Origin of the sequence: Streptomyces sp. NPDC101165 (assembly GCF_044768135.1) — a bacterium.
Classification (GTDB): Bacteria; Actinomycetota; Actinomycetes; order Streptomycetales; family Streptomycetaceae; genus Streptomyces.
Genome location: NZ_JBIWPG010000003.1, coordinates 537,189 through 560,315, shown reverse-complemented (window position 1 = coordinate 560,315; position 23,127 = coordinate 537,189). Strand labels below are relative to the sequence as shown.

15 protein-coding genes and 2 pseudogenes are annotated in these 23,127 nt (G+C 71.0%); 7 read left to right on the top strand and 10 right to left on the bottom strand.

From position 1 onward, the window contains the following. Nucleotides 1-202: 202 nt before the first annotated feature. From ACIRVH_RS09145 to ACIRVH_RS09135, 3 genes and pseudogenes are all read right to left on the bottom strand, one after another. Nucleotides 203-337, bottom strand: a pseudogene (locus ACIRVH_RS09145) (IS5/IS1182 family transposase); the annotation flags it as partial. A gap of 63 nt (nt 338-400) precedes the next feature. After that, a complete protein-coding gene (locus ACIRVH_RS09140; protein ID WP_403949913.1) occupies nt 401-1,378 on the bottom strand; it encodes a DUF4232 domain-containing protein in 978 nt (325 codons plus the stop codon). Between the two features lie 506 nt (nt 1,379-1,884). Further along, nucleotides 1,885-1,959, bottom strand: a pseudogene (locus tag ACIRVH_RS09135) (kinase); the annotation flags it as partial. Between ACIRVH_RS09135 and ACIRVH_RS09130 the strand changes: the two are divergent. Next, nucleotides 1,928-2,104, top strand: coding sequence for a hypothetical protein (locus ACIRVH_RS09130; RefSeq protein WP_403949975.1), 177 nt, complete (start codon nt 1,928-1,930; stop codon nt 2,102-2,104). The pseudogene ACIRVH_RS09135 and the gene ACIRVH_RS09130 sit on opposite strands and share 32 nt — an antisense overlap. A 117-nt stretch (nt 2,105-2,221) precedes the next feature. Here ACIRVH_RS09130 and ACIRVH_RS09125 read toward each other — a convergent pair whose 3' ends face one another. After that, nucleotides 2,222-2,710 (bottom strand): GNAT family N-acetyltransferase, encoded by a 489-nt coding sequence (locus ACIRVH_RS09125; protein WP_403949911.1) that lies wholly within the window; start codon nt 2,708-2,710, stop codon nt 2,222-2,224. 253 nt (nt 2,711-2,963) lie between these two features. Next, nucleotides 2,964-3,293 (bottom strand): hypothetical protein, encoded by a 330-nt coding sequence (locus ACIRVH_RS09120; protein ID WP_403949908.1) that lies wholly within the window; start codon nt 3,291-3,293, stop codon nt 2,964-2,966. A 154-nt stretch (nt 3,294-3,447) separates the two neighbouring features. On the opposite strand from ACIRVH_RS09120, the gene ACIRVH_RS09115 reads away from it, so the two are divergent. Next, on the top strand, nt 3,448-3,984 hold the full coding sequence (locus ACIRVH_RS09115; RefSeq protein ID WP_403949905.1) for an ATP-binding protein: 537 nt from the start codon (nt 3,448-3,450) through the stop codon (nt 3,982-3,984). A gap of 727 nt (nt 3,985-4,711) precedes the next feature. Here the strand turns inward: ACIRVH_RS09115 and ACIRVH_RS09110 are convergent. Then, a complete protein-coding gene (locus ACIRVH_RS09110; RefSeq protein WP_403949903.1) occupies nt 4,712-5,425 on the bottom strand; it encodes a TetR/AcrR family transcriptional regulator in 714 nt (237 codons plus the stop codon). A gap of 238 nt (nt 5,426-5,663) precedes the next feature. Here ACIRVH_RS09110 and ACIRVH_RS09105 point away from each other — a divergent pair, with 238 nt between their 5' ends. The 4 genes from ACIRVH_RS09105 to ACIRVH_RS09090 all read left to right on the top strand — a co-directional run bounded on the left by ACIRVH_RS09105 (nt 5,664) and on the right by ACIRVH_RS09090 (nt 10,609). Next, nucleotides 5,664-7,124: an APC family permease gene (locus tag ACIRVH_RS09105; RefSeq protein WP_403949901.1), complete on the top strand. Its 1,461-nt coding sequence runs from the start codon at nt 5,664-5,666 to the stop codon at nt 7,122-7,124. A gap of 63 nt (nt 7,125-7,187) precedes the next feature. Further along, a complete protein-coding gene (locus ACIRVH_RS09100; protein WP_403949898.1) occupies nt 7,188-8,837 on the top strand; it encodes an amidohydrolase in 1,650 nt (549 codons plus the stop codon). Between the two features lie 61 nt (nt 8,838-8,898). Then, complete coding sequence (locus tag ACIRVH_RS09095; protein ID WP_403949895.1) at nt 8,899-9,462, top strand: MBL fold metallo-hydrolase; 564 nt, start codon at nt 8,899-8,901, stop codon at nt 9,460-9,462. Nucleotides 9,463-9,871: 409 nt separating this feature from the next. Continuing rightward, a complete protein-coding gene (locus ACIRVH_RS09090; RefSeq protein ID WP_403949893.1) occupies nt 9,872-10,609 on the top strand; it encodes an SgcJ/EcaC family oxidoreductase in 738 nt (245 codons plus the stop codon). 12 nt (nt 10,610-10,621) lie between these two features. Here ACIRVH_RS09090 and ACIRVH_RS09085 read toward each other — a convergent pair whose 3' ends face one another. From ACIRVH_RS09085 to ACIRVH_RS09070, 4 genes are all read right to left on the bottom strand, one after another. Continuing rightward, on the bottom strand, nt 10,622-14,155 hold the full coding sequence (locus tag ACIRVH_RS09085; RefSeq protein ID WP_403949891.1) for a trypsin-like peptidase domain-containing protein: 3,534 nt from the start codon (nt 14,153-14,155) through the stop codon (nt 10,622-10,624). Further along, nucleotides 14,152-14,349 carry a hypothetical protein gene (locus ACIRVH_RS09080; RefSeq protein ID WP_403949889.1) on the bottom strand — a complete coding sequence of 66 codons (198 nt, stop codon included), beginning with the start codon at nt 14,347-14,349 and terminating at the stop codon, nt 14,152-14,154. The genes ACIRVH_RS09085 and ACIRVH_RS09080 overlap by 4 nt, the downstream gene beginning before the upstream one ends. Before the next feature lie 172 nt (nt 14,350-14,521). Continuing rightward, nucleotides 14,522-17,776: a hypothetical protein gene (locus ACIRVH_RS09075; protein WP_403949886.1), complete on the bottom strand. Its 3,255-nt coding sequence runs from the start codon at nt 17,774-17,776 to the stop codon at nt 14,522-14,524. Further along, complete coding sequence (locus tag ACIRVH_RS09070; RefSeq protein ID WP_403949884.1) at nt 17,773-18,099, bottom strand: trypco2 family protein; 327 nt, start codon at nt 18,097-18,099, stop codon at nt 17,773-17,775. The genes ACIRVH_RS09075 and ACIRVH_RS09070 overlap by 4 nt, the downstream gene beginning before the upstream one ends. A gap of 129 nt (nt 18,100-18,228) precedes the next feature. Between ACIRVH_RS09070 and ACIRVH_RS09065 the strand changes: the two genes are divergently transcribed. Then, nucleotides 18,229-22,857, top strand: coding sequence for a tetratricopeptide repeat protein (locus ACIRVH_RS09065; protein ID WP_403949881.1), 4,629 nt, complete (start codon nt 18,229-18,231; stop codon nt 22,855-22,857). Nucleotides 22,858-23,127 lie beyond the last annotated feature (270 nt).

Genomic DNA, 23,127 nt, shown 5'->3' with positions numbered 1-23,127 from the left:
CGTCTCACCAGCGAGAACACCATCTCCTGGCGCGACCCGACACCGCAGACCAAACGACAGATTCCGGGATGAAACAACGGGCGAAAACGACCTCTTAGTGGGGCGCATCGGCCGCGGCACGGCGAGTGCCGCGTACGTGCGCCGTCAGTCCGCCTGGAGCTCGATCGGGTCGCAGGGAAAGGGACGTGCTCCATACCCACAACCCGACATGGTCGGGCCGGGTGCGCGGTCGGCCACCAGCCTGCCGCGACACCCGGGTCTCTTCCAACGCGGGAACCATCTGCGGTGCGTGCCCCCACTGGCCGGGCGTGACCACAAACTCGAGCGGGCGACACCCGTTCGACAGCCGCCATCAGCCGGCGTCGCGGAAGACGGTGGCGCGCAAAGGGCCGACGGGCCGTCAGAAGTCGTACGGCTTCTGCGTGCTCCAGTTCAGCACGTCGGCCTCGTTCCAGTTGAACTGCGGCTTCTGCCCCTTGACGTCGACGGAGTAAAAGGGGCCGTCGTGACCGTCCGAGCCGCGCAGTGCGATGGCGAACGAGTGCGCCGTGTGGTTCTTCGAGCCGTAGTCGAAGAGGTTCACCGCGCTGTATGCCTTGTCTCCCGGCCGGAGCATGATGTGCTGGTCGCCGCCCGGGTTGTCCTTCTTCGAGTGCGGCAGTGCGGGGCCATCGACGTCCTCGCCGAGCTTCACGGCCGGGTACGAGGTGACCCAGCACGGCTTGGTGCTCTCGTTCGACGCGGTGACCAGCAGGTGGTCGCCCTGCTGACCGGCGAACCGGTGCACCGCAGTAACCAGCATCTCGTCTCCGCGGCACTGCTGGACGCCGGCTTTTGCGCTCCTGTTCGCGACCTTGTCCGTCCCGCCCCGAGCGGACGCCGAGCTCACCCCCGCCTTGGTGTCACCACCACTGCCTGCCTGCTCCGCGCTGCCCTTGCCGGCTCCGTCGGACGCGGACCGGCCCTGCGCGCTACCGGCGGCGTGGTCGCCGCCCGCCGCCTTCGAGGCGTTGCCGGTGCCACCGCAGGCGGTCAGGCCCAGCGCCAGCGCGGCGGTGACGGCGGCCAGGGCGGCGGAACGGGCAGTACGAACGCTTCGCCCCCCGCACCGGCCACCGAGGACGGCTACGCGCCGACGCGCACCAGTACGCGCGGCACGATGAGTTGCGCACGCTGCACCGCACTTCCCCACCCGATGGCGCGAACCGATTCGGCTCCGCTGCGCACCCGATGGCGTCCGCTCCCATCCGGTGGTGCGCACCGTGGTGTGGGAGTGCACGCCACTCTGCGCACCGCGCACCGGTCCCACGCACAGTGACAGTACGGAAGGGAGCGATCTCCCCTCCACCCAAGCGCCTCGCGGGCCGGTGCACGGCATCGCCGGAACGGTGGCGAGCGTGGGTCAAGCGAAAACACCTACAACGCACCCCTGTTCGTCCTGGACGGCACCGGACCCACTGGTGTCGAGAACGGGATCGGCGCCCTGCGCGCGGGCGCCTGGCTGCTGGCACCGTCCGGCTTCCCGCACAACGTCCCTGTCCTCGCGGTGCCGCAGGCCGACCTGCTCCACCACGGCCCCTCCGCATCCCGTCTTGCGTCCCGTCCGCGACCCCGACCAGCGAGTCTCCTGGATTTGGCATGCGTACCAGCAGGCGTAACCCGCTGCTCAGCCGTGGTCGGGGGTGAGTGCGGCACGGCCAGACCCCTGGTCGGGCTGGACGCGGTGCGGCCGCACCTGTGGTCGGGACGGGTCGGGGCGACTGATGACGGCACGTAGGCGCAACAAGGCGAAACCCTCCTGGTATCCCACCCCCGAGCCGTTGGGCGGGGCGCCCGCGTGGCGGATGAAAGGCACTGCGACGGCCTGCCCACCTGAGCCGCCCCCCCGGCGTCCAGGGCGTAGCGGGCAGTCAGATCGATCAGGCCGATGTTCGCCGCTCCGGGCCGATCCCGCAGGCTCACCACCGTCCAGCGGTGGATGTGCGAACACGTCCTCGGCATCCAGCCCGCCGGCGAGGACGAGAAGCCGCCCCCGCGCCGCAGCCAAGCCGACAAATGGGCCACGAACTACGGAGCCGCCCGGCTCTGGGAGTGCCGGAGGTGAGGGAGTCGCCGGGAGAGGCCGCCGGCGCAGGCGATCCCCCGGCCAGGGCAGAGACGACGGCACACACGGAGCGCGCCATGCGGGCGAAGCCGGTGCCCTGCGGACCGGCACACCCCGTCATTCCGAAGGAATGCGAAACTCGAATTCGGGACGATCCCACGGTACGGCGGGCGGGTTCGCGAGCACGGTCCCGGTCCGCACGGCGCCGACGCGGTGGTAGAAGTCCTCGGCGGGACGATGCGACACGACCTTGAGACGGTCGAGCCCGGCGGCACGGGCTTCGGACTGCATGTGCGCGACGAGCAGTCGTCCAATACCCCGTCCTTGCGCTTCGTCGGCGACAAACAGCAGGTCGAGCTCCGGTGGATCGAGGACGAGCGAGTAGAACCCGAGGACCCGGCCTCCATGCTCGTCGGCGCCGACGGCTACGAAGGCGCGGTGGGCCTCGATGTAATCGGGACCGACCCGGTAGCCCGCGACTGCGGATGCGTACTTGCCCTCGTATGCGCGTGAGCCACGCACGAGCCGCGTGAGCCGTTTGGCATCCCGCGCGACGGCCCTCCGTATCGTGATCGGCTGACTGATCGGGGATGTGCGTGAACTCATCGGGAGAGTATTTCGCACCGGGCAGTGCCTGCGTGCGGCAGGTCGGCTGCTCGGGCAGGCGTTCCTGCACCGCTCCCAAAAAACCGCTCGCCCAAGTCCCACTCGTCCACGTTGCTGCCGCGTCGCCCGCCGGCAGCAACTGGACGCCCGAACCGCTGCGGAGTAGCTGGAGAACGGGGCCCTGCAGGGCGCGGACAGTCCAGCCAGGCTTATGACAACTTATTGACGTAAGAGGCTCCGGGGGTGTTGCATCTCATACGCCCTCGATCACCACGGAGCACGCTGTGAGCACTGTGACCCCCGGGACCACACCTTCGGATACGACGATGCGACGCTCGTTGGGTGTGCGGGGTGGGATGGCGATCGCCGCATCCAGCACTGCCACCAGCACCAGCACGGGCATGGGCATGGGCATGGGCATGCGCACCTTGGCGGTGTACGCGGGCTGGCAGACGCCTGCAGTGCTGGCCGCATTCCTGCCGATCTTCGGGATCGCCACGTCGTATGCACGGCCCGGATTCCTGACGGGCTGGGTCGTGCTGGTGGCCAACGCGGTCTTCATCGCCTGCACCAGTGCGGTCACCGGCTCGGTAATCCTGCGGCCCCCCACATCTCGCAGGTGTGCGAGTGAGGCCCACGCGCCCCGGCTGCGCCCACCCGGCCCTCGCGCCACCGTCAGCGCCACTTCGGCGGCGGCCTCTTCCACGTCCTCGTCACCAGTCCGGAAGGCGCCTGCCATGACTTCCGCGCCAGCAATCCCCAAGCCGAGCACCCCCCATCTCCCGGCTCCGCGTCCGCGTGACAGATACGGCCGCCCGCCATGGGCTGCTTTTGGTAGTCCTCCGGCACCGCCCGCTCCTCCTGCCCGCGAGGCATGCCGCGCCCATATCGCTGTCCCGGCCGACGTCGGCAGAATCCGCGACATCCGGCACTTCACCTCAGCAGTGCTGAACCAGTGGGGCATCGATGGCGACAATCTCGACGCCTGCGTCCTCATCGTGAGTGAACTGGCCGGTAACGCCGCCCGCCACGGGCGAGCCGACCTCGCCGTACTCCTCTCGCTAAGCGCACACATGCTCCACATAGAGGTCGCCGACCACGGCGTCGCCGTGCAACGCCCCGCCGGTAGTACGCCGCCCGATGCGACCGAGCACGGTCGCGGGCTGGATATCGTGCAGGCTCTCGCCGACCGGTACGAGGCGCGACAGCAACGGGACGGATGGCGAACCCGAGTCTGTATCCGCATCGCACCCCACGTCCCGGTCCAGGCCTGACTCCCCCGCATGCGTGAGCGCACATACACACGGCTGCGGCTACAAGCGTCGAGCTGAGGTTGTCCATCGACTTCGCCTCCGGCACAGCGATGCCCGGCCGTACGGCGGCCAGGGTAGTGACGATGAACTGGTCCGGGTCGTGCACCGACTCGCCGCCTGACACGGCCCAGGCGCCCCGGAACAGGAGCCTGACTGCCGCGACTGGGGAGCGGGATGTGGCGGTGTGACCCAGCGGAGGTCGCGGGCCGCTACGAGGCTTTGACCGAGGCATGCGTCCGTGATCGTTCCGCCGGACCTGCTCCTCTACCGTTTACCGTCCCCACCTGGTCAACAACGCGTGCCGTCAGCCACGAACCGGCCTCGATCAATTGACGCGCCACCTGAACGACCACGGTCGCGCCGACCTCCACGGCGGGTGGCACTCGGCTTCCTCGCTGCACGGCGAGGACGACGGTGCGGGAGACCTCGGGATCGGTGAGAGGGCCACCGTCGAGCCGTCCGCTCGCCAAATCCGCAGTAGCGCCCGCAGCGGGAAGGACGCTCCACGTGTTTCCAGACGGCGGACTGCGCCGCGGAGCTCACCGCGCCCCGCGACCTTGTCTGTGCTGTCCCCCGAGCTGCCGCCGCGCGCCGGACCGCGAAAGGACGGGTGGACCCAGGCAGGTGCGGTTTCCTCCTCGTCACGCGGGCCGCAGAGTACTGCCAGGCCCGCCCTGCGCGTGTGGGACTACGGCGTGGGCGCAGACTGCTGCCGGCGCAGCGCGACGAGGTGCGCGAGGAGTGCGTCCAGCGTGTCGAGGAAGGCCGAGCCGCTCATGGCGGACAGGTGCGCGCGCACCTGGTGGAGGTTCGGGTACTGGTCGGCGGACAGGTGCGAATAGTCCTCCTGCCAGACCTGGCTCGCCTGATCGCGCTGTTGCTCGGTCAGATCGCGGACGTCCGCGTCGACAGCGGCGTGTGCGAGGACGGTATCGATGAACATACGGTAGTGGCGCACTGCCTGGGCGGGGTCGAAGCCTGCTTGGAGGAGGATGCCGATCCCTGTGTCGACGGCCTGGGACTCTGCGGGACCGGCGGTGAACCGAGAGGCGCGGACAGCGGCCAGGCGCGGGTGCTGGAGCACCGAGCTGTGGACGCGCATCCCGAAGTCCCGTAGCGATGCGACCCAGTCCCTGCCGGAGGTGAACCCGGTGAGGGAGTCGCCGATCAGTTTGTCGGCGACGGCGAGGAGCAGGGTGTCGGTGTCGGCGAAGTAGCGGTAGATGGCGCTGGGGTCGCAGCCCAGCGCCGCCCCGAGGCGGCGCACGGTCAGCGCGTTGCCGCCGGGCGCCTCGATCAGCTCGAGCGCCGCCGTGACGATCAGTTCCCTGCTCAGCACCGTTCCGGTGCGCGTCGGGCGTCGGCGCCGGCGCTCGGCGGGGACGCGATCGGATGCAGCCATGGAAGCCTCCTGACATCGTGGATTGGGGCCCTCCTGCAGGGCGCGGACGCTCCAGCCAGTCTTATGACAACTTATTGACGTAAGTATGGCAGGGTTGTTTCATCAGCGCACACCACTCATTCACCACCGTCTGCTCGCCGGGCCCAGCACCGCAGCCTGGGCCGGGGCGGCGGGATTGGCACACAAGGAGCGCGCTGTGGCCGCTGGCATTCCCGAGACCGGGCCTTCCGATCCGACGATGCGACGCACGCTGGGTGTGCGGGACGGGATGGCGATCGCCGCGTCCAGTACTGCCGCGACCACCAGCATCGGCATCGGCATGGGCGCCCTGGCGGTGTACGCGGGGCGACAGACGCCGGCACTGCTGATCGTCGCGTTCCTGCCGATCTTCGGCATCGCCATGTCGTATGCGCGGTTGAACCGCACGGAGCCGAACTGCGGCAATGGCTACACCTGGGTCGGGCGCTCGGTAGGAGCGTGGCCCGGATTCCTGACGGGCTGGGTCGTACTGGTCGCCAACGTGGTCTTCATGGCCTACACCAGTGCGGTCACCGGCTCCGTGATCCTGCAGTTCGCCAACAAGGCCCACCTGCACAACCTGCTCGGCGTCACCCTCGACCCCGGCTCGACCGGCGTCAGCACCGCGGTCGGCCTGGTGGCCCTGGTCACGGTCACGATCACCGCCGTGACGGGGGTGCGGTCGGCGACCCGCCTGCAGTGGTGGCTGCTGGCCTTCGAGTACTCCGTGCTGCTGGTGTTCTGCACGTGGGCGCTGCTCACGGGGCACCAGTCGTTCTCGTTCAACTGGCTCAACCCCTTCGCGATCGGCTCGCTCCACTCCCTCGCGCAGGGCCTGGTGCTGGCGGTGTTCATCTACTGGGGCTGGGACGCGGCGTTCACCGTGAACGAGGAGACCAAGGACGCCGCCGACGCCTCCCGCGGCGGGCTGATCGCACTGGTGGCCATGCTCGGGCTCTTCGTGTTCGCCGCGATCTCCTTCCAGCGTGTCATGGACAACGGCGAACTGATCACCCAGGGCCCTCAGGCGCTCTCCTTCCTCGGCGGCAAGCTCTCCCCGGAACCGTGGGCGTCCCTGCCGCTGGCCGCACTGATGTGCTCAGCGTTCGCCTCGCTGCAGTCCAGCGTCATCCCGACCGCCCGCGGAGCACTCGCGATGGGCCGCGACCGGACGCTGGGTCGGATGTGGACGAAGGTTCACCCCAGGTTCGGATCCCCGGCCGTGGGCACGGTCGTGATCATGGCCCTGTCCGCGGCCGTAGCGGTTCTCGCGGTCGGCATCCCGAAGATCAACCTGATGATCCTGACCGCCGTCAACTCCATCGGACTGATCGTCGCCCTGTACTACGGGCTCACGGCCATGGCCTGCGCCGTGCGGTTCCGCGGCGCGCTGCGCGAAGGGCCGGTGGAGGCGCTGCGCTCGGTCATCGTCCCGGCACTGAGTGCGCTGGTCCTGTTCGGGCTCGGCGTCTACCTCGCCTGGCAGTACGCGACCATGAGTGATCACTTCCAGGCGACCCCGGACAACGGCTGGTTCATGCTGCTGGTCCCGTCGCTCTTCATCATCACCGGCCTGGTCGCGGCCGGCTACGCGAAGTGGCGCCGCCGCTCCGCCTACTTCACCACCGGCCGTGGCACGGACGCCGACGCCATCGCCCTGCCCATGGACCAGACCGGCTGACCGCCACCTGACCCACCTCGTGGGCACCCCCCATCCCCCACCGACTCTCCCGGAGATCCACACATGCACGCCGACGCTCCTGCCGATCTGGTCTTCACCGGCGGACCGATCCACACCGTCGACCCCGTCCGCCCCCGTGTCACCGCCCTCGCCGTCCGCGGCGAGCGGATCATCGCGGTCGGCGACGACGAAGTCCATGACCTGATCGGAGCCGACACCGAGATCGTCGACCTGCACGGCCGCCTGCTCGTTCCCGGCTTCCAGGACGCCCACGCCCATCCCGTCGGCGCCGGCATCGAAATGGGCCAGTGCGACCTCTCCGGCGCGAACAGCACACAGGAGTACACGGCCCGGATCCGCGCCTACGCCGACACCCACCCCGACCACGGCTGGATCACCGGGGGCGGCTGGTCCATGGAGGCATTCCCCGGCGGCACCCCGGACCGCCACCTCCTGGACACTGTCGTCCCCGACCGGCCCGTCTACCTGGTCAACCGCGACCACCACGGCGCCTGGACCAACACCCGCGCCCTGCAGCTCGCAGGAATCACCCGCGGCACCCCTGACCCCGCCGACGGGCGCATCGAGCGCGACCCCGGCGGCCACCCCACCGGCATGCTCCAGGAAGGAGCCATGCACCTGGTCGCCGACCACATCCCCGCCATCACCCTCGACGAGCAACTCGACGGTCTGCTGCGCGCGCAGAGCGTGCTGCACGCCCACGGCATCACCGCCTGGCAGGACGCGCTCCTGGGCGACCACGCCTCCACCGCAGACCCGGCCCCCGCCTACCTGCGCGCCGCACACGACGGCACGCTGACCGCCCGGGTCCGCGGCGCCCTGTGGTGGGACCGGGCTCGCGGCCTCGAGCAACTGCCCGAACTCCTCGAGCGCCGAGAGAAGTACACCTTCGGTCGACTCAACGCCCACACCGTCAAGATCATGCAGGACGGCATTACCGAGAACCACACCGCCGCCATGCTCACCCCCTACCTCACCGCCTGCGGCTGCGCCTCCGACAACTCCGGCATCTCCTTCATCGACCCCGCCCAGCTCGCCGCCTTCGTCACCCACCTGGACGGCGAGGGCTTCCAGGTCCACTTTCACGCCCTCGGCGACCGCGCCGTGCGCGAAGCACTCGACGCCGTCGCCGCGGCGCGCCGCACCAACGGCTGGACCGACAACCGGCACCACCTCGCCCATCTCCAGGTCGTCGATCCCGCCGACATTCCCCGCTTCCGCGAACTGGGCGCCACCGCCAACATCCAGGCCTTGTGGGCCACCCACGAACCCCAGATGGACGACCTGACCATCCCGTTCCTCGGCCCGCAGCGCGCCGCCCGCCAGTACCCCTTCGCGGACTTGCTGAACAGCGGCGCGACCCTGGCCGCTGGCAGCGACTGGCCCGTCTCCAGCCCCGACCCGATCGCCGCCCTGCACACCGCCGTCAACCGGCACGAACCAGGCTCGAAGCGACCCGTCTTCCTGCCAGAGCAGCGCATCACCCTGCACGCCGCGCTGACCGCCTATACCGCCGGCAGCGCGTACGTGAACCACCTCGACGACACAGGAACCATCACCCCCGGCAAGCTCGCCGACCTCACTGTCCTGGACCGTGACATCTTCGCCCACCCCGCCGACGAGATCGCCGCCGCACGCATCCAGCAGACCTTCGTCTCGGGACGCCGTGTATACGCCGCCCCCGACGCCTGACCCGGCAGCCACCGGACCCTGCGACACACCGCCAAACCCTCCGGACCCGAGGAGCCCGACCGTGCCCGCAACCGTCCACATACTGACAACCGGCTACGCCGACAAGCACGTCGCCAGCACCGTCACCCTCCTGCGCGACGGCAACACCTTCGTCGTGGTCGACCCGGGCATGGTCGCCGACCGACGGCTCATCCTCCAGCCCTTGCAAGCCGCCGGCGCCAGCCCCGAACAGGTCACCGATGTCGTCTTCAGCCACCACCACCCCGACCACACCCTGAATGCCGCGCTGTTTTCCGCCGCGCGCTACCACGACCACATGGCCATCTATAAGGACGACATCTGGGAAGACCGCGACGCCCACCAGTACCGCATCAGCGAACACATCCACCTGCTGCGCACCCCTGGCCACACCACCGAGGACATCAGCACCGTCGCCGACACCACCGAAGGCCTCATCGTCCTCACCCACCTGTGGTGGCACGCCGAAGGCCCCGCCGATGACCCTTTCGCCACCGACCGGGAGGTGCTCTCCGACTCCCGCCGCGCGATCCTCGACCTGAAGCCCGCCTTGATCATCCCCGGCCACGGTGCACCCTTCACTCCCAGCGCCCACACCCCGGTCTGACTCATCCCGACCTGGTACTGCAACGGGCGTCGTCGTTGCGGTCGCCGCCGGTCAGCAGGACCTCATGTCACCGTTGCCAGAGGCCGGCCTCGTTCCAGTCCCGCTGCCTGCGCCAGCGCGGCAAGTGCGGCCAGGGCCGCTGTCCAGGGCCGGGTGCGCTCGGGAAGCACGACGAGGACGACGGCCGCGGACGCCGCGACGACGGCAAGCAGCAGAGCCAATGGACCGGCGGTGACCACTCCGACGACGGCGACGCGCCCACGCCGGCGGCCGCCGCCCCCCGTAACAACGGCCGCGGCCGCTCCTGCCCCTCAACGGACATGCCGCTCAACGTACCCCCGGCGGCACACCCGCCTCGATCTGCCGAAGGGCGGAGAACACCCGACGCCAGGTCTCCGCCATACGGCAGATGGCCCACCCGTCCCACGCGCCACGACGCTGTGCCCATCCCCGGAACCGGCCCGCAGACGGCCGGAGCCACACCTCACCGACGGAGAACCGACATGACGTCACGCTCACCTGCGCCGCAGGGACGGAACACCGCTCGCCCGCACCCGCCCCGGCGGACCGGCTCTCGCCGCCAGCCACCCCTGTCCCTGGCAGCCGCAGCGCTGTACACCCTCGCCACCGTCACCACAGGCGCGAACGCCGCCACCGCCCTGCTCGCAAGCCCGGCGAACAACCGCCGCACAGCAACCAGCAACCCCACCGAACCCGCCACCAAACCGGGCGGCTCCGCCCTCCCCCAGCTCAATCGCCTCACCCAAAGCCAGCCGACGCATGGAACCGGGGAGACGGCACGGCCTTCGCCAACGCCTGTGCCGAGGAACCCGAGTTCATCACCTTCGGCGGCACCCAGCTGCGCGGCCGCCCGAAGATGGCTCGCAACTTCCAGCTGTACTTCGACAATTGCACGAAGGGCACCCGCCTGGTCCTCGCCAAGGTCCCGGTGACACTCCGCCACCCGATCCCACCGACCGCCGTCGTGATCACCACCGGCTGCATCGCCAATCCCGGCGAGCCGGAATGCCGTCCGGACAGCCACTCCATCCAGACCTATCTCGCCGCCCACGGAAACACGGCTGGGAACTCGTCTCCTTCCAGAACACCCGAATCCAGGGCCTCCTCCCACCGCCCCCGCCCTTGACCGGCGCCCGGGTCAGGCGCGCAGCCAGTCAGGTACGGCGCCGGTGAGTTCGTGGACCAGATCGGCCACGGTGGGGTCCGCCCGGTACGCGTCGATCAGTACCGCCGCCAACTGCGCGCCCGTCTCATGGTCATCGGCCTCCTGAGCTCGGCCGAGTCCCTCCAGCAGCGGCCGTACGCTCTCGCGGGGCCGGAGCGTGGCCAGCACCATGCCCTGGACCAGCAGGGACAGCACCGTCTCGTAGGCGAAAGCCCCGTCGTCATCGACGGCCATCTCCCGGCAGAGCGCGAGGGCCCGGGCGGCGAAGGGCTCGGCGTCGGCCGCCCGCCCCTGCTCCAGGAGCATCTCCGCGTGATTGCGCGACGCGTCGGCCAGCGCGCCCTGCATCCCGGGATCGCCGTTGGCGTGCAGTTCCTCCAGCGCGTCGACGGCGCCCCGGCCCACCTCCACGGCCTGCCGGTCGCGACCGGACTCCGACAGGGCGATGGCCCAGCCGTCGGCTGCCCGGGCCCAGGCGAAGGTGTGCGTCCGCGGCGCGGCCCGCCGTAACTCGTCGTAGAGTTCGACGGCCTCACAGGACCGTCGTTCCGCCTCCTCCCAGCGGCCGAGGGGCCCCAGACAGCGGGCGACGCAGTGCAGCGCGGCGGCACGTTCACCGGCGTACAGGTCGACCGGGCCCACCGCGAGACTTTCGTACGTCTTCAGCGCCGCCCCGGCATCGTCGAGGCCGCGTTCGTAGGAGCCGGTGTCCACCAGGAGGTCGGCCCGAGTCGCCAACGCGGCAGCGAGAGGTCGTAGATGGGCATCGGGGTAACGGCGGGAGAGCCGACGGTAGTGGACGATCGCCCGGTCCACGGCGTCGATGGCGTCGTCGTACTCGGCCAGCTCCCCGAGGCAGACGGCGTGGGCCAGCAGTGCGGCGGCGTACTCGTCCTCATGGGCCGACAGTGTCTGGGCGGGAAGTCCGGAGTACAGGAACACGGACTCGCCGCTCGCCCCGGCGGCCTCCACGACCTGTCCGAGGCTGGACAGATGGTGGGCGTACCCGGTGAGCGCCACCGCGAGCGCCGCGCGGGCGACGGGCCCGTCGGCCAGTTCGCGCCGCAGGGCAACCGCGCGCTCGGCGGATGCCAACGCGTCCTCCCGCCTGCTCTGCAGATGGAGCTGGTGGGCGTAGCCCTCGTGTGCGGTGGCCAGGTCGTGGGCGTAGCTGCCGGGTTCCCGGCCGGCGACGCCCTCGTAGAGCTGGACCGCCATCGCGCCGCGTTCCAGTGCCTCGTCGTGCATGCCGACGGCGGTCAGCCAATGGGCGTGGTCGTTGAAGGCGGCCGCCAGTCGTGCCCAGCCGGTGTCGTCCGGCTGTTCGCCGAGTGCTGCTCCGGCCAGGGTGACGAGGGCCCCGGCGAGCTCCGCTCCCCACACGGACAGGTTGCGGGAGTACGCGGGCAGCCGGGTGAACATGCTCCGCAGGAGCGTCTGGTCGTCGGGATGGTCGCGTACGACCTCTGCGAGGGCGGTGTGCAGGGGGCCCGGTTCCGATCCGCTGGTGGTCGCCGCGGTCACGGCCGGACCGGCCAGCCGCCGTGGGTGGCGGACCACGACGGCATGCAGGGGCGGGCCGAGCCCACTGTGCCGGGGTGCCGCTCGGGCGGCCACCCGGAGTGCGTCGGTGGCCTGGGCGGACGGCGCCGGGGCGAGCAGTTCGTCCAGCAGTGCCGGGCGTCGGCCGACGGCGAGTCCGACGAGGTACTCCCCGATGCGGTCCGGGCGCAACGGCCCCCAGAAGGTGTGCGGGTCGGGATAGAGGGTGGCGAGCCAGTCCGCGGCGGCGCCGATCACGTCGGGGGTGGCGTCGGTGTCCGTGACGTCCGGTGCGTCGGTCGTGAGCGTGGACAGCCGCGCGAGGACGTCCCGAGCCTGGTCGCGGTCGGCGGGTGAGCCGCACAGCGTGGCCGAGGCGACCAGTTCCCGCCGGGCACCCAGGGTCAGGGCGCCCAGTCCCCGGTCGTGTGCGGTGTGCCGCCAGATCTTCTGCTCATGCCTCAGCAGTACGCCCTCGTACGGCTCGTCCGCCGGGCCGTCCTCGGGGTCGAGGGCCTGGAGCAGGGCGACCAGGGCTGCCATCTGGAGGTCCAGGGCCCGGTGGTGGCGAGGGTCGTCCAGGTCGGGCACGGGCAGGGTGCGCAGGACGGCGGGGTCGGGGGGCGCGGTGACGGTGGGCAGCCCGGCCAGTGCCTCGGCGAGGTTCTCACCGATCGTGCGGAAGGTGTTGTCGTCCGGTGGCTCTTCATCCTCGCCGTAGAGGTCGGGCAGCGGGAGCACCGTCCCCGGCGGCGGGTCGCGCAATGGCAGGGCCTCGCTGCACAGGTTCTCCCACCAGCCGCCCGATTCCTCGTCCCGGGCGAGCAGCAGCAGTCGCAGCGGTGTGGTGTCGGTGTACTCGTGTCGGTCGACGAGATCGAGGAGGGTCTGGAGTTGCTCGCCCCTCGTCTCGGCGTAGTCGACGACGAGCAGCAACGGGGTGCGGGTCTCGGTGACCAGGGGCAGGAGAGCCGGGGAGGCTCCCGCGGCCAGGAATCCGGCACTCCAGTTCCGCAACCGCAGACGGCGAACGAGTTCTGCGGCGAGTCGGGTCTTGCCCTGGCCGCCGGGTCCGGTGACGAGCCGTACGGAGAACCGGCCGGGCTGCTCGCACCACGCGCTCAGGCGGGCCAGGACGTCCCGGCGTCCGGTGAACGGCACAGCCGTCGCGTCCGGCCTGAGCAGGGACACGGGGGTGTTGGCCGGCCGGGCCGACTCCCGTTCCAGCAACGGCTGGAGTTCGGCCGGTTCGGTGACGGCATTCGGAAACAGGGCGCGGAAGCCGGGGTCGGCCAGGAGTTCCTCGGCCGGGATCGCGCGGGCCCTGCCGTGCCCCGGCTCGTCCTTGGCCGTGACGACGACACCGCACAGCAGGTCGTGGCTGAGCAGCGCCGCGCCGGAAGCTCCCTCCCAGCGGGACACGGCGGCGGCCGGCGAGTAGGGGATCGGCTGCCCCAGAACGACGTGGTAGCGCCTGGCCTTGACGGCTGTTCCGGTGTTGACGGTTCCCCGCACCCTGACGGTGTCCCGCAGCACCAGCCTTCCCATGTCGTCGCGCCGTACGCCCATGCCGGACGGGTAGCCGACGAGGTCGACCGGAACCTCCGGCAGCCCGGTCACCAGGCGGCCCCAGCGCAACGGGGGCCAACCGCCGTCCGGTGGCACCGGAAGCGGCGACGAGATCCGCAGGACGGCGGCGTCCATCCGTGTGTCGGCGGGCTCATGGGCTTCGTAGCCGTACCACTCCACGTCGCACGGCAGGTAGTCCTTCGAACCTGGCAACCTCACCGTCACCTCGGCCTGCCGCCAGTCGCCACGGCTGACGACGTGGCCGGCGGTCAGGACGAGGCCGTCGTCGATGAGGTAGCCGGTGCCGCCGCCCCGGCCGTCCGGCCTGCGGCTGTAGACCTCGACGACACGGGGGTCCGTGCGGTGGTCGACGGGTGTCGGAACGGGTGGTGTCACCGCTCGGGCAGCTCGTCGAGTTCGTCGTCCACCTCGGAGAAGTTGGACCATGTCTTGCTGTTCAGGTCGAGATCCGCGTCCTGCGGGGTGAGACCGGCAGCATCCTGCGCGGAAGGGGCAGGCGGAGCCGTCGACAGTTCCGGTGCGGGGGCGGCCTCGCCGTCCTGCTCCGACGTCTTGGGCTTCTTGGGCATGTCTGAACTCCCTTGCAGGGACGACCGTTCACAGGGGATGCGCTGGCCTCAGCCTAGGCGACGGTATGCCGGAATGGTCCCCGCCCGGAAGGTGCGGTGATCGCCTCTTTCCCGGAGTGATCCGACAGTGACGGTTTGAGTCTCCTCTCCGTCCACCAAAGGCAGTTGACGATCAGGAACAGGCGCGCAGCCGCTCAATTTCGGTCAGGCATCGCCGGAGCAACACGGTGTGTCGCCCCGCTCGGGCCACGCCCGCGGCCTCCTCCAGCACCTTCAGGGCCCGCTCCGGATCGCGGGAGCCGAGTACGAGACCATGGACGCACAGAATGCGGGCGCCTTCCCCGCCCACCGGCGCCCCACCGCCTTCGGTCGCCTCGCGCAGGGCCACGGCCGATTCCTCCGAGGCCACCACCGCCCTTTCGTCGTCGCCCAGGCGACGCAGCGACAGCGCCAGATCGGCGAGTACGCAAGCCAGTTCACCCACGGCCCGGGGATCTCGGTCGGCGGCGAGCGCACGCCGCAGGCGCACCGCCTCCGTTGCGACCTCCAGGGCATCGGGCAGACGGCGCATCGCGGTCAGCCGACTGACCAGTCCACTCAACAATCGGGCCAGGAGCCCCAATTGGGAGGGGGCGGGGTCGTCGTCCAGCAGACTCCGCTGGATGGCGACAGCCTCCTCGGCCAGGCCCAGCGCCGAATCGTGCTCGCTCAGTGCCGCACGTGTCCGGGCCTCGTTGTGCAGCGCTTCCGCCAGCCGTACCAGATAGGCGTCCGGGTGCTCCTCCGCCAGCACCCGCAGGATCGCCACGGCACGCGTGGTCTCCTCGGCCGCCTCCGCGACACGACCGTCCTGGTGGAGGTAGAGGGCGTGGTGCAGGCGTGCGTCGGCCATCTCCACCGCGGGCCACCCCGGTTCCCGGCGCAGGAGTCGTTCGCGCAGCCGTACGCATTCGGCCCCCAGCGCCAGGGCCTCGTCGTGGCGGCCCGCGCGGTACAGCCACAGGGCCTGCTGGTGCAGTACGGTCGCCCGGCGACCCTGAGCCTCGGGCGTGTCCGAAAGGCGGTCCGGGCCGAGCGCGGCCAGCAGCCGCTCGCCGACTGCGACCGCGTCGTGCGGACGGCCGACCTCGTCCAGCCGAGCACCGTACCCCAGCAGGACGTCCATGAACTCCGCGTCCATCGCGGCGTCGAGGCTGTCGCCTCCCCGGAGGCGGACACCCTCCTCGCACGCCTCCAGTGCCTCGGGATACCGGCTCGCCCGGGCGAGCCGGTAGGCCAGGGCATGGAGTGCGGAGGCCAGTTCCCGCGGTGGGCCCGCCGTGCCCCGGGCGTGCGCCACGGCCTCTTCGGCCATCCGGGCCGCGCGATCCGCGAGCACCACGGTGTGGCGGGGCACCGCGGCGAGCAGTTCGGCGGAGAGCGGACCCCGCCCGTCCGGGCCGTCCAGCACCGCGTCCACCGCTCGGCCCAGGACGCCGTACCCCTCCCGGGCGAGCAGTTCGACGGCGACGGGCGCCAGCGGCCGGGGGCGTCCGGCGATCAGGCCGACGATCCGCTCGTCGAGTTCCGGGAAGCTCTGTCCGGCCCGGCACAGCACGCGCAGCAGATGACCGGCACGCTCGGCGTCGGGCAGTTCGGTGAGCGCGGACAGCAGCTCGGGGAAGGCCCGCGCGGTCGTACCGACCAGATACTCGCCCAGCAGGTCGGGCACCAGTCCCACCCAGTAGCCGTCGCGACCGCCGTACAGCTCGTTGAGCCACATCGCCGCGCCGAGGACCGTGTTGGCGGTCTCCCCGCGCAGGATCCCGCTTCCCTCCAACAGATTTCTGGCCTCGTCGGGGGTACGGGCCCGGCAGAGCGTCGCGGTGACGACCAGCTGCCGCAGGGTCTCCGTGTGCAGGTGACCGATCCGGTGGGCGGAGACGGTCCGTGTCCAGTACGCCTCCTCGTGCCGCATCAGCAGTTCCATGCCCTGCGCCCGGGAAGCGGCCGGTACCGGGAACAGGTGCTGCAACAGTGTGGCCAGCGCCGTGCTGTGCAGTTCCAGGGCCCTGGCGAACCGCTCGTCCGACAGCCGCGGCGGTGTCACCGACTCCGGTCGAAAACCGGGCGGCGCCGGGGGAAGCTCTGGCAGCCGGGCCAGAGCGTGCGCCAGGCCCTCGACCGCGTGGCGAAAGGCCTCGGACCGGGTCGCGGGATCGTCGGCGAGCGGCCCCAGCTCCTCCACGGTGCCGGGCGGCGGCTCCCGCAGTGCCCGGCTCGTCCGGCACGCGTGTTGCCACCACTCCCCGTCGCTTCTGGCGAGCATCAGCAGACGGACCGGCGGCCCCACCCCTGTCCCGGCCATCGTCCCGAACAGCCGCAGCAGTTCCAGCAGTTGATCGAGACGGGTCTCCGCGTAGTCCACGACGAGCAAGAGGGGAGCGGACAGTTCACCGAGTGCGGTCAGGTCGGCGTCGGGGTCGTCGTCCAGGAACCCGGTGTTCCAGTTCCGGCGGGCCATCCGATCCACCAGCTCGGCCGCCACCCGCGTCTTGCCCTGACCTCCCGGTGCGGTCAGCAGCTTCGGCGACCACAGACCCGGAGCCAGGCACCACTCGACGAGCCCGTCCATCAACGACTCCCGGCCATGGAAGCCGACCGGGCTGACCTCGGCCCGCAGGAGACCCGCCGGTGACCGGGCGGGCGACGGCGGGGGCTGAAGGACGGCCGCGAGCGCGACGTCGTTCACGTGGGGCCTCCCCAGCAGTGCGGCCGCCTGCTCGTCCTCCAGCAGCGCGGTCGACGGAACGGCGGTCAGCGCCCCGCCGGCCGCGCCCGGGTCGGGGTCGACCACCACCAGCCCCACCAGCAGGCCCCCGGACGTCACCCCCGCCCCGGACATCCCGCCCCAGCGGGACACGGTCCCGGCGCCCTCTCCGGCGCACCCCACGGGGACGGCGGCGGGCACCGGGTTGTCCACCTTGATCTCGTGGCGGCCGGCCTTGAGCCTGCTGCCCGGCGCGATGTGGCCGGTGATGTGCGCGGTGTCCCTGAAGGCCGGCGCGCCCTCTTCACGCACCCGCATACCGGCCGGGAACCCGACCGCCTCGACGGGACGGCGGGCGCCCGCACCCAGCCGCCCCCACACCAGCGGTGGAAGCCCCTCCGGCTCCCGGAACGAGGCGTCGTCGATCCGGAGCAACGCCGCGTCGATCCCGGTCCCCGCCACGCTGTCGTAGCGACGCCAGACCACCGAGCAGTTCCAGACCGAGCCGTCGTCGAGCAACCGGACACGGGCCGTCGTCGCTCCGCGGACGGCATGACCGGCCGTCAACACCAGCCGGTCAGCGAGCAGATGGCCCGTCGCGATCCGGTGCCGGCCGCCGTCCGAGGTCCGGTAGACCTCGACCACCCGCCGGGCGACGGGTGGGATCGTCCGGCTCACCTCTGCGGCAACTTCTCCGTGGTGTCCGATACTTCGAGCGGTCCGCCGTCCGGTCCCCGGGGTGTCAGGGTGAGCCGGATGGTGTGCGTGGACGTCCGCTCCCGGCGCTTGGCCCCACCGCCCGACAGAACGTAGAACCGGGCACCACCGGTGATCTCGCTGCCGCTCAACAGAGCCACCTGGAACTCCAGTTCCACCGGCCCGACTTCGAAGGAAGGGCCCCCTTCGGGCGCGAGCCGCCGGGCCGTGTCGAGTTGCTTGCGCAACGACCCTATGGCCTGCGCGAGTTCGACGAGGTTCTCGGCGGAGTCTCGGTCGGACATGTCATCCCCCTGTCGCACTGCTTCGGTCAACCTCATCGTTACCCACCGGAAGCGTCCCGTCACACTGTCCCGCACGGTCTGTCAGGATGTGCCGCCGGGGTGGGTGGAGCCGACGGGGTGGGAGAGCGGATGAGTGAGCGTGCCGTGGCGGCGGACCCGCGCGTGGTCGAACTCGCGTCGCTGCGGCCCGGTGCGCGAACCCACGCCGCCGGGTCCGGATATCTGCTGCACGACGGGCTGGTGATCACGGCCGCGCACACCGTGCCCGCACCCGGTACCGGTGAGGTGTGGATCCGCCCTGGCGGGACCGGTCCGTGGCTGCGCTGCCGAGTGCTACTGCGCCGCTACTCGGACCGGGACGCGCCCGAGGGTCAAGGACACCGCAGGTCAAGGGACTTCGCCGTGCTGCGCGTCGCGGACGAGGCCGGGTCGCCCAGCGTGTTCGCCCTGCCACCGGTGCGCTGGGGACGGCTGGCCACCCGGCCCTGTTCGGCACGGATCGAGGCCACCGGCTTCCCCGCCGGCCTCAGGGTGTACGAGGACCGGGGCGGCCCACGACTGGCCACCGTGATGCGGGACACCGCCCACATCAGCGGCACGGTGGTTTCCTCGGATGCCCTCGGACCACGGCATGTCGTCCACGTCGCCCGTCCCGTGCCGCCACTGCCCGAAGGAGCCGCGGGGACGAACGAGAAGAGGAGGACACGCTGGGACGGCATGTCGGGTGCGGCCGTCATGTGCGACGGCCTGCTCGTGGGAGTCGTGGTGCGCGCCGACGCACTCGGCGGCGTGCAGATCGAGGAGACGGCACCGCTGTGGGAGGATCCCGAGGCCCGCGAACTGCTGGGTCTCCAGGCGGTACGCCCTCAGCCGGCCGAACTCTCGAGGGTGTTGCACCGATCCACCGGGCGTCCGGTCCTCTCCCCCATCTCACTGCTCAGGCCGGAAGCGGCCGCGGTCCGCTTCCACGGCCGCGAGGAGACCCTCCGCGACCTAGCGGACTGGCGGCACTCCGATGCCGGCGACTCGGTGCTCCTCCTCACCGGCCCAGGTGGCCAGGGCAAGACGAGGGTGGGCCTGGAAGCGGTCCGCGAGGCAGAGGAAGCCGGCTGGACGGCCGGTTTCCTCGCCGAACGCGCCGACAACCGGGCGCTGTCCCGCCTGGTCACACTCGACACTCCCTTGCTGCTGGTCGTGGACTACGCCGAGACCCGCCGGTCACAGATGGACGACCTTTTCGATGTGTTCGGCCCGTCCGGCCCGGCCCGCTGCCATCCGGTGCGGCTCCTCTTCCTGGCCCGCAGGGCCGGCCAGTGGTGGAGCCGGCTCCGGGCGCACGCGCATTTCCCGCGCGACACCGCCGTACGCCTGCTGCCTCCCCTGGAACCCACCGCTGCACTCCGTGCCACCGCCGTTCGCGACGCCATGGCCGACCTCGGGGACGGACTGACCACCCTGTACCCGGGGCCGAAGGCACGGCAGGCGATACGCACGGCGGTGCCGCCGTCCGTCACCGAGGACCGTTACTCCGGTGCCCTCAACCTCCAGATGGCCGTCCTTGTCGCCCTGTTGCAGGCTGTGGACCCGGTACGCGTCACGAACGGCGAACGGCATGAGGCGGTCCTCCTCCGTCACGAGCAGAAGGTCTGGAGGCGCACCGCGCACAGCCACGGCATCGGCGACCTACCGCTCTTCGAGTACCGCCGCATGGTCGCTGCGGCGACACTCTGCCCGGCCGAGGACGAGCAGCAGGCCCTGGCCGTCCTCGGCAGGCTCCGGCCGACCGGCCTCACCGAGGAACCCTGGACGCGGCTGCCGGACCCCGTGCGCTGCGGACGTTGGCTGTCCGGCCTCTATCCGTCCGACGACGACCACTGGGGTCCGCTCCAGCCCGACCGGCTGGGCGAACATCTCGTGGGCGGCGTCCTCGCGGAGGATCCCGAGTTGCTGGGCCGCCTGCTGCCCACCACGACCGAACGCCAGACCTCTGCCGCCCTCCACCTGCTGTCCCGGGCCCAGCCCCACCAGACGCACATCACCGAACCACTTCGGACCGTCGTCACCGCCCATCCCGATCCACTCGCCCTGCGGGCCGTCAACGCCGTGGTCGCGGTGGAGAACCCGGCCCCCCTCCGGCAGGCCCTGGCCGCCGTACTGGAGAACATGAGGGGCGCTGTGGACGGGTGCGGATCACTGGCACAGCAGCTGTACGACGCGGTTCCGCTGCCCACGCTGGCCCTCGACGAATGGGCGGCGGACCTCTCGGGCCTGCTGGCCCGACAACCACCGGGACCCACGACGCAGGACCCTCACGAGGCGTCGGCCGAACAGGCCCGACGGCTGCACCGTCACGCCGTCCGGCTGGTCGAGATCGGGCGGATCCCGGCGGCCCGCACCGCTGCCGAGAAGTCCGTCGCCCTGTGGCACACCCTCACCGCGCACGGCTGGCCGGGAGCCGAGAGCGGCCTCGGCCTGGCCCTGAACACCCTGTCCCTGGTGACCGACGAGGATCGGTCCGGTGCGGAAGCGCTGTCGCTCTCCCAGGACGTGCTGCGGCATTACCAGGATCTGGCGTCGCGGGATCCCGAAACGTACACCTCCGATCTGGCGATGGCCTGGAACAACCACGCGAACCGACTCGCCGACGCGGACCGGCTCGACGAAGCGCTGGCAGGGGCACTCACCGCCCGTGACCTCCACCGCGATCTGGCCTGCGACGATCCGGCCCAACTCCCCGATGTCGCCCTGTCCGAGTACAACCTCATCCGGATCCACAGTGTGCTCGGGCAGTTCGGGGCGGCGATGGCCGATGCCCGCAGAGCAAGGGACCTCTACCGTGACCTCGCCGCTCGGTGGCCGGACCAGTACCGTCCACGCCTGCCGGAGGTTCTCGGTTCGCTCGCCGAACTCCTCCGTACAGCCGGCCTGTTCGCAGAGGCGGTGGACACGGTCGAGGAGTGCCTGACCGAGTCCCGGCGCCTCGCCGCACATGATCCGGACCGCTTCACGCAGGACCTGGCCGAGCGGCTGTCCGACGCCACGGCCGTCTTCGACGACCACGAGGACGAGGACAGGGCGCGGGCGTCGGCGGAGGAAGCCGTGAAACTGCTGCGGCCCCTGGTCGAACGCGACCCGACCGCGGCACCGTCGTTCGCCAACGCCCTGATCGCGCTTTCCCCCTATGTTCCGGAGCAGGCAGTCGAGCTGCTGAGGGATGCCGTCGCGATCTACGAAAAGACCGAGGCGTCGACCCCGGGTGTCCACGGTTCCGCCCCGGCCGTCGCTCGCGCCGCACTCGGCGACGCCCTCGCGGACGTCGGGCAGTACTCCGAGGGGCTGCACGCTTTCGACGAATCGGTCGCCGTCCTGCGTCCCCTCGCCGACCGGCTGCCCGCCGCACACGGACCGGATTTGGCCCGTGTGCTCGATCTCCAGTCCTTCGCGTTGTTCGGATCAGGAGACACTGAGGCCGCCCTGGCCACGGCGACGGAGGCGTACGACAGGTTCGCGGCCGCGGTGACCGAGGAACCCGGAGCCTTCGTCGACGAGTTCGTCCGCGTCGCGGGAAACCTGGTGTCCTACCTGCACGGGTTGAGCCGCTGGTCGGAGATCCTGACACGGACCGAGCAGGCGTTGGCACTGTGCCGCCTGCCCTCGTCCGAGGAACGTCCCGAGAGGTTCGACGCCCTGCTCGAACTTCTGGGGCACCGGATCTCGGCGTTCGAGAAACTGGGCCGTCACGAGGAGACGACGGACTGCGTACGGGAAATGGTCGACCTGCGCCGCCGGCTCTTGGACTCCGACCCCGAAGACGCCGACCACCGCCTCTCCCTGGCCGGGGATCTGTCGCGTCTCGCCGACTCACTGTGCAACGCGGGGCGGCCGTCCGAGGCCGTCGATCCTGTGCGTGAGGCCCTCGCCCTGCGACGGGGCGTGTGCGAGAGCGTGGTCGAGGACGAGAACGACGGCGCCTGGGCCGAGGAGGAGGACGACGAGGCGAGCGAGGGCGAGGAGGACGAGAAGGTGAGCGAGGGCGCACTCCTCGTACAGCTGGCCGCAGTGCTGCAACAGGCGGGCGACACCGAGGCGCCGGCCGCCGCCGAGGAGGCTGTCCGACACCACGAGGACCAGCCGGGCCTCCCCGCCGAGGGTCGCGGGGACGGGTACTGCCAGGCGCTGCACCTGTACGCCGCCGCACAGTCGGCCGCCGGGCGCCCCGAAGCGGCGGTGGACGCCTGCCAGCATCTGGTACGGCTGTACGCGAAGGAAGCAGCAGGTGAGGCGATCTCCGCTCGGGGCGGCGATCGTCTCGATCTGGACAAGGCCCTGACGTCATTGGCCTGGGCGTTGCTGGAAACCGGCTCATGGCCCCGGGCGCTCGGACTGGCCCGCGGCGTGCTCAGATCACTCACCGCGCCCGTGGCGCCCCCGCAGGACGACGCGTCGCAGCACCGCGTCGCACTCGGTGCCGCCCTGCACGTACTGGCCATGGCCCTCACGGCAGCGGGCCGCCACCATGAGGCCCTGCGCATCGCACGCCGAGCGTTCGCCGTACGCCGCCACCTGGCCGCCCGTTCCCCCGGAAGACACATGACCGAGCTGGCGGAGACGATGGGCGTGCTGGCGCTCGCGCTCGACGCCACGGGGCACACCGCGGAGGCCAGGACCACGACCCGACGATCCCGCGCACTGCTCAGCCGCCTCGCCACGCCCGCCCACACCGCCCACCGGAGCGCACACCCGCGTCCGCCAGCGTGACCTTCGCTGCCGCGAGGTCGAATAGAGCAGCAACCCGTTCAGGATCACGTCGGAGCTCGAAGAGGTGTCGGGCAGCCTTGCGTTCAGGGCGGACACCCCTTGGGCAGTGGGCGGCAGAACAACGGCGCGCTTCCTCCGACAGGACTTCGACGCCGCACGGGTCAACGGCGAGTGACGTCCAAGCGTGCGAAGCGTCGGGGTTTGTTTTCCTGAACATCCGCAGCAAAGAAGCCGTTCAACTTCGTAGGCCTGCGGGCGGTGTTCCGACTG

Coding starts and splice junctions, on each gene's coding strand:
- ACIRVH_RS09140 (WP_403949913.1), bottom strand. CDS start 1,378: ATGCCGTGCACCGGCCCGCGAGGCGCTTGGGTGGAGGGGAGATCGCTC.
- ACIRVH_RS09100 (WP_403949898.1), top strand. CDS start 7,188: ATGCACGCCGACGCTCCTGCCGATCTGGTCTTCACCGGCGGACCGATC.
- ACIRVH_RS09130 (WP_403949975.1), top strand. CDS start 1,928: ATGTTCGCCGCTCCGGGCCGATCCCGCAGGCTCACCACCGTCCAGCGG.
- ACIRVH_RS09090 (WP_403949893.1), top strand. CDS start 9,872: ATGGCCCACCCGTCCCACGCGCCACGACGCTGTGCCCATCCCCGGAAC.
- ACIRVH_RS09105 (WP_403949901.1), top strand. CDS start 5,664: ATGCGACGCACGCTGGGTGTGCGGGACGGGATGGCGATCGCCGCGTCC.
- ACIRVH_RS09115 (WP_403949905.1), top strand. CDS start 3,448: ATGACTTCCGCGCCAGCAATCCCCAAGCCGAGCACCCCCCATCTCCCG.
- ACIRVH_RS09065 (WP_403949881.1), top strand. CDS start 18,229: ATGAGTGAGCGTGCCGTGGCGGCGGACCCGCGCGTGGTCGAACTCGCG.
- ACIRVH_RS09070 (WP_403949884.1), bottom strand. CDS start 18,099: ATGTCCGACCGAGACTCCGCCGAGAACCTCGTCGAACTCGCGCAGGCC.
- ACIRVH_RS09125 (WP_403949911.1), bottom strand. CDS start 2,710: ATGAGTTCACGCACATCCCCGATCAGTCAGCCGATCACGATACGGAGG.
- ACIRVH_RS09110 (WP_403949903.1), bottom strand. CDS start 5,425: ATGGCTGCATCCGATCGCGTCCCCGCCGAGCGCCGGCGCCGACGCCCG.
- ACIRVH_RS09080 (WP_403949889.1), bottom strand. CDS start 14,349: ATGCCCAAGAAGCCCAAGACGTCGGAGCAGGACGGCGAGGCCGCCCCC.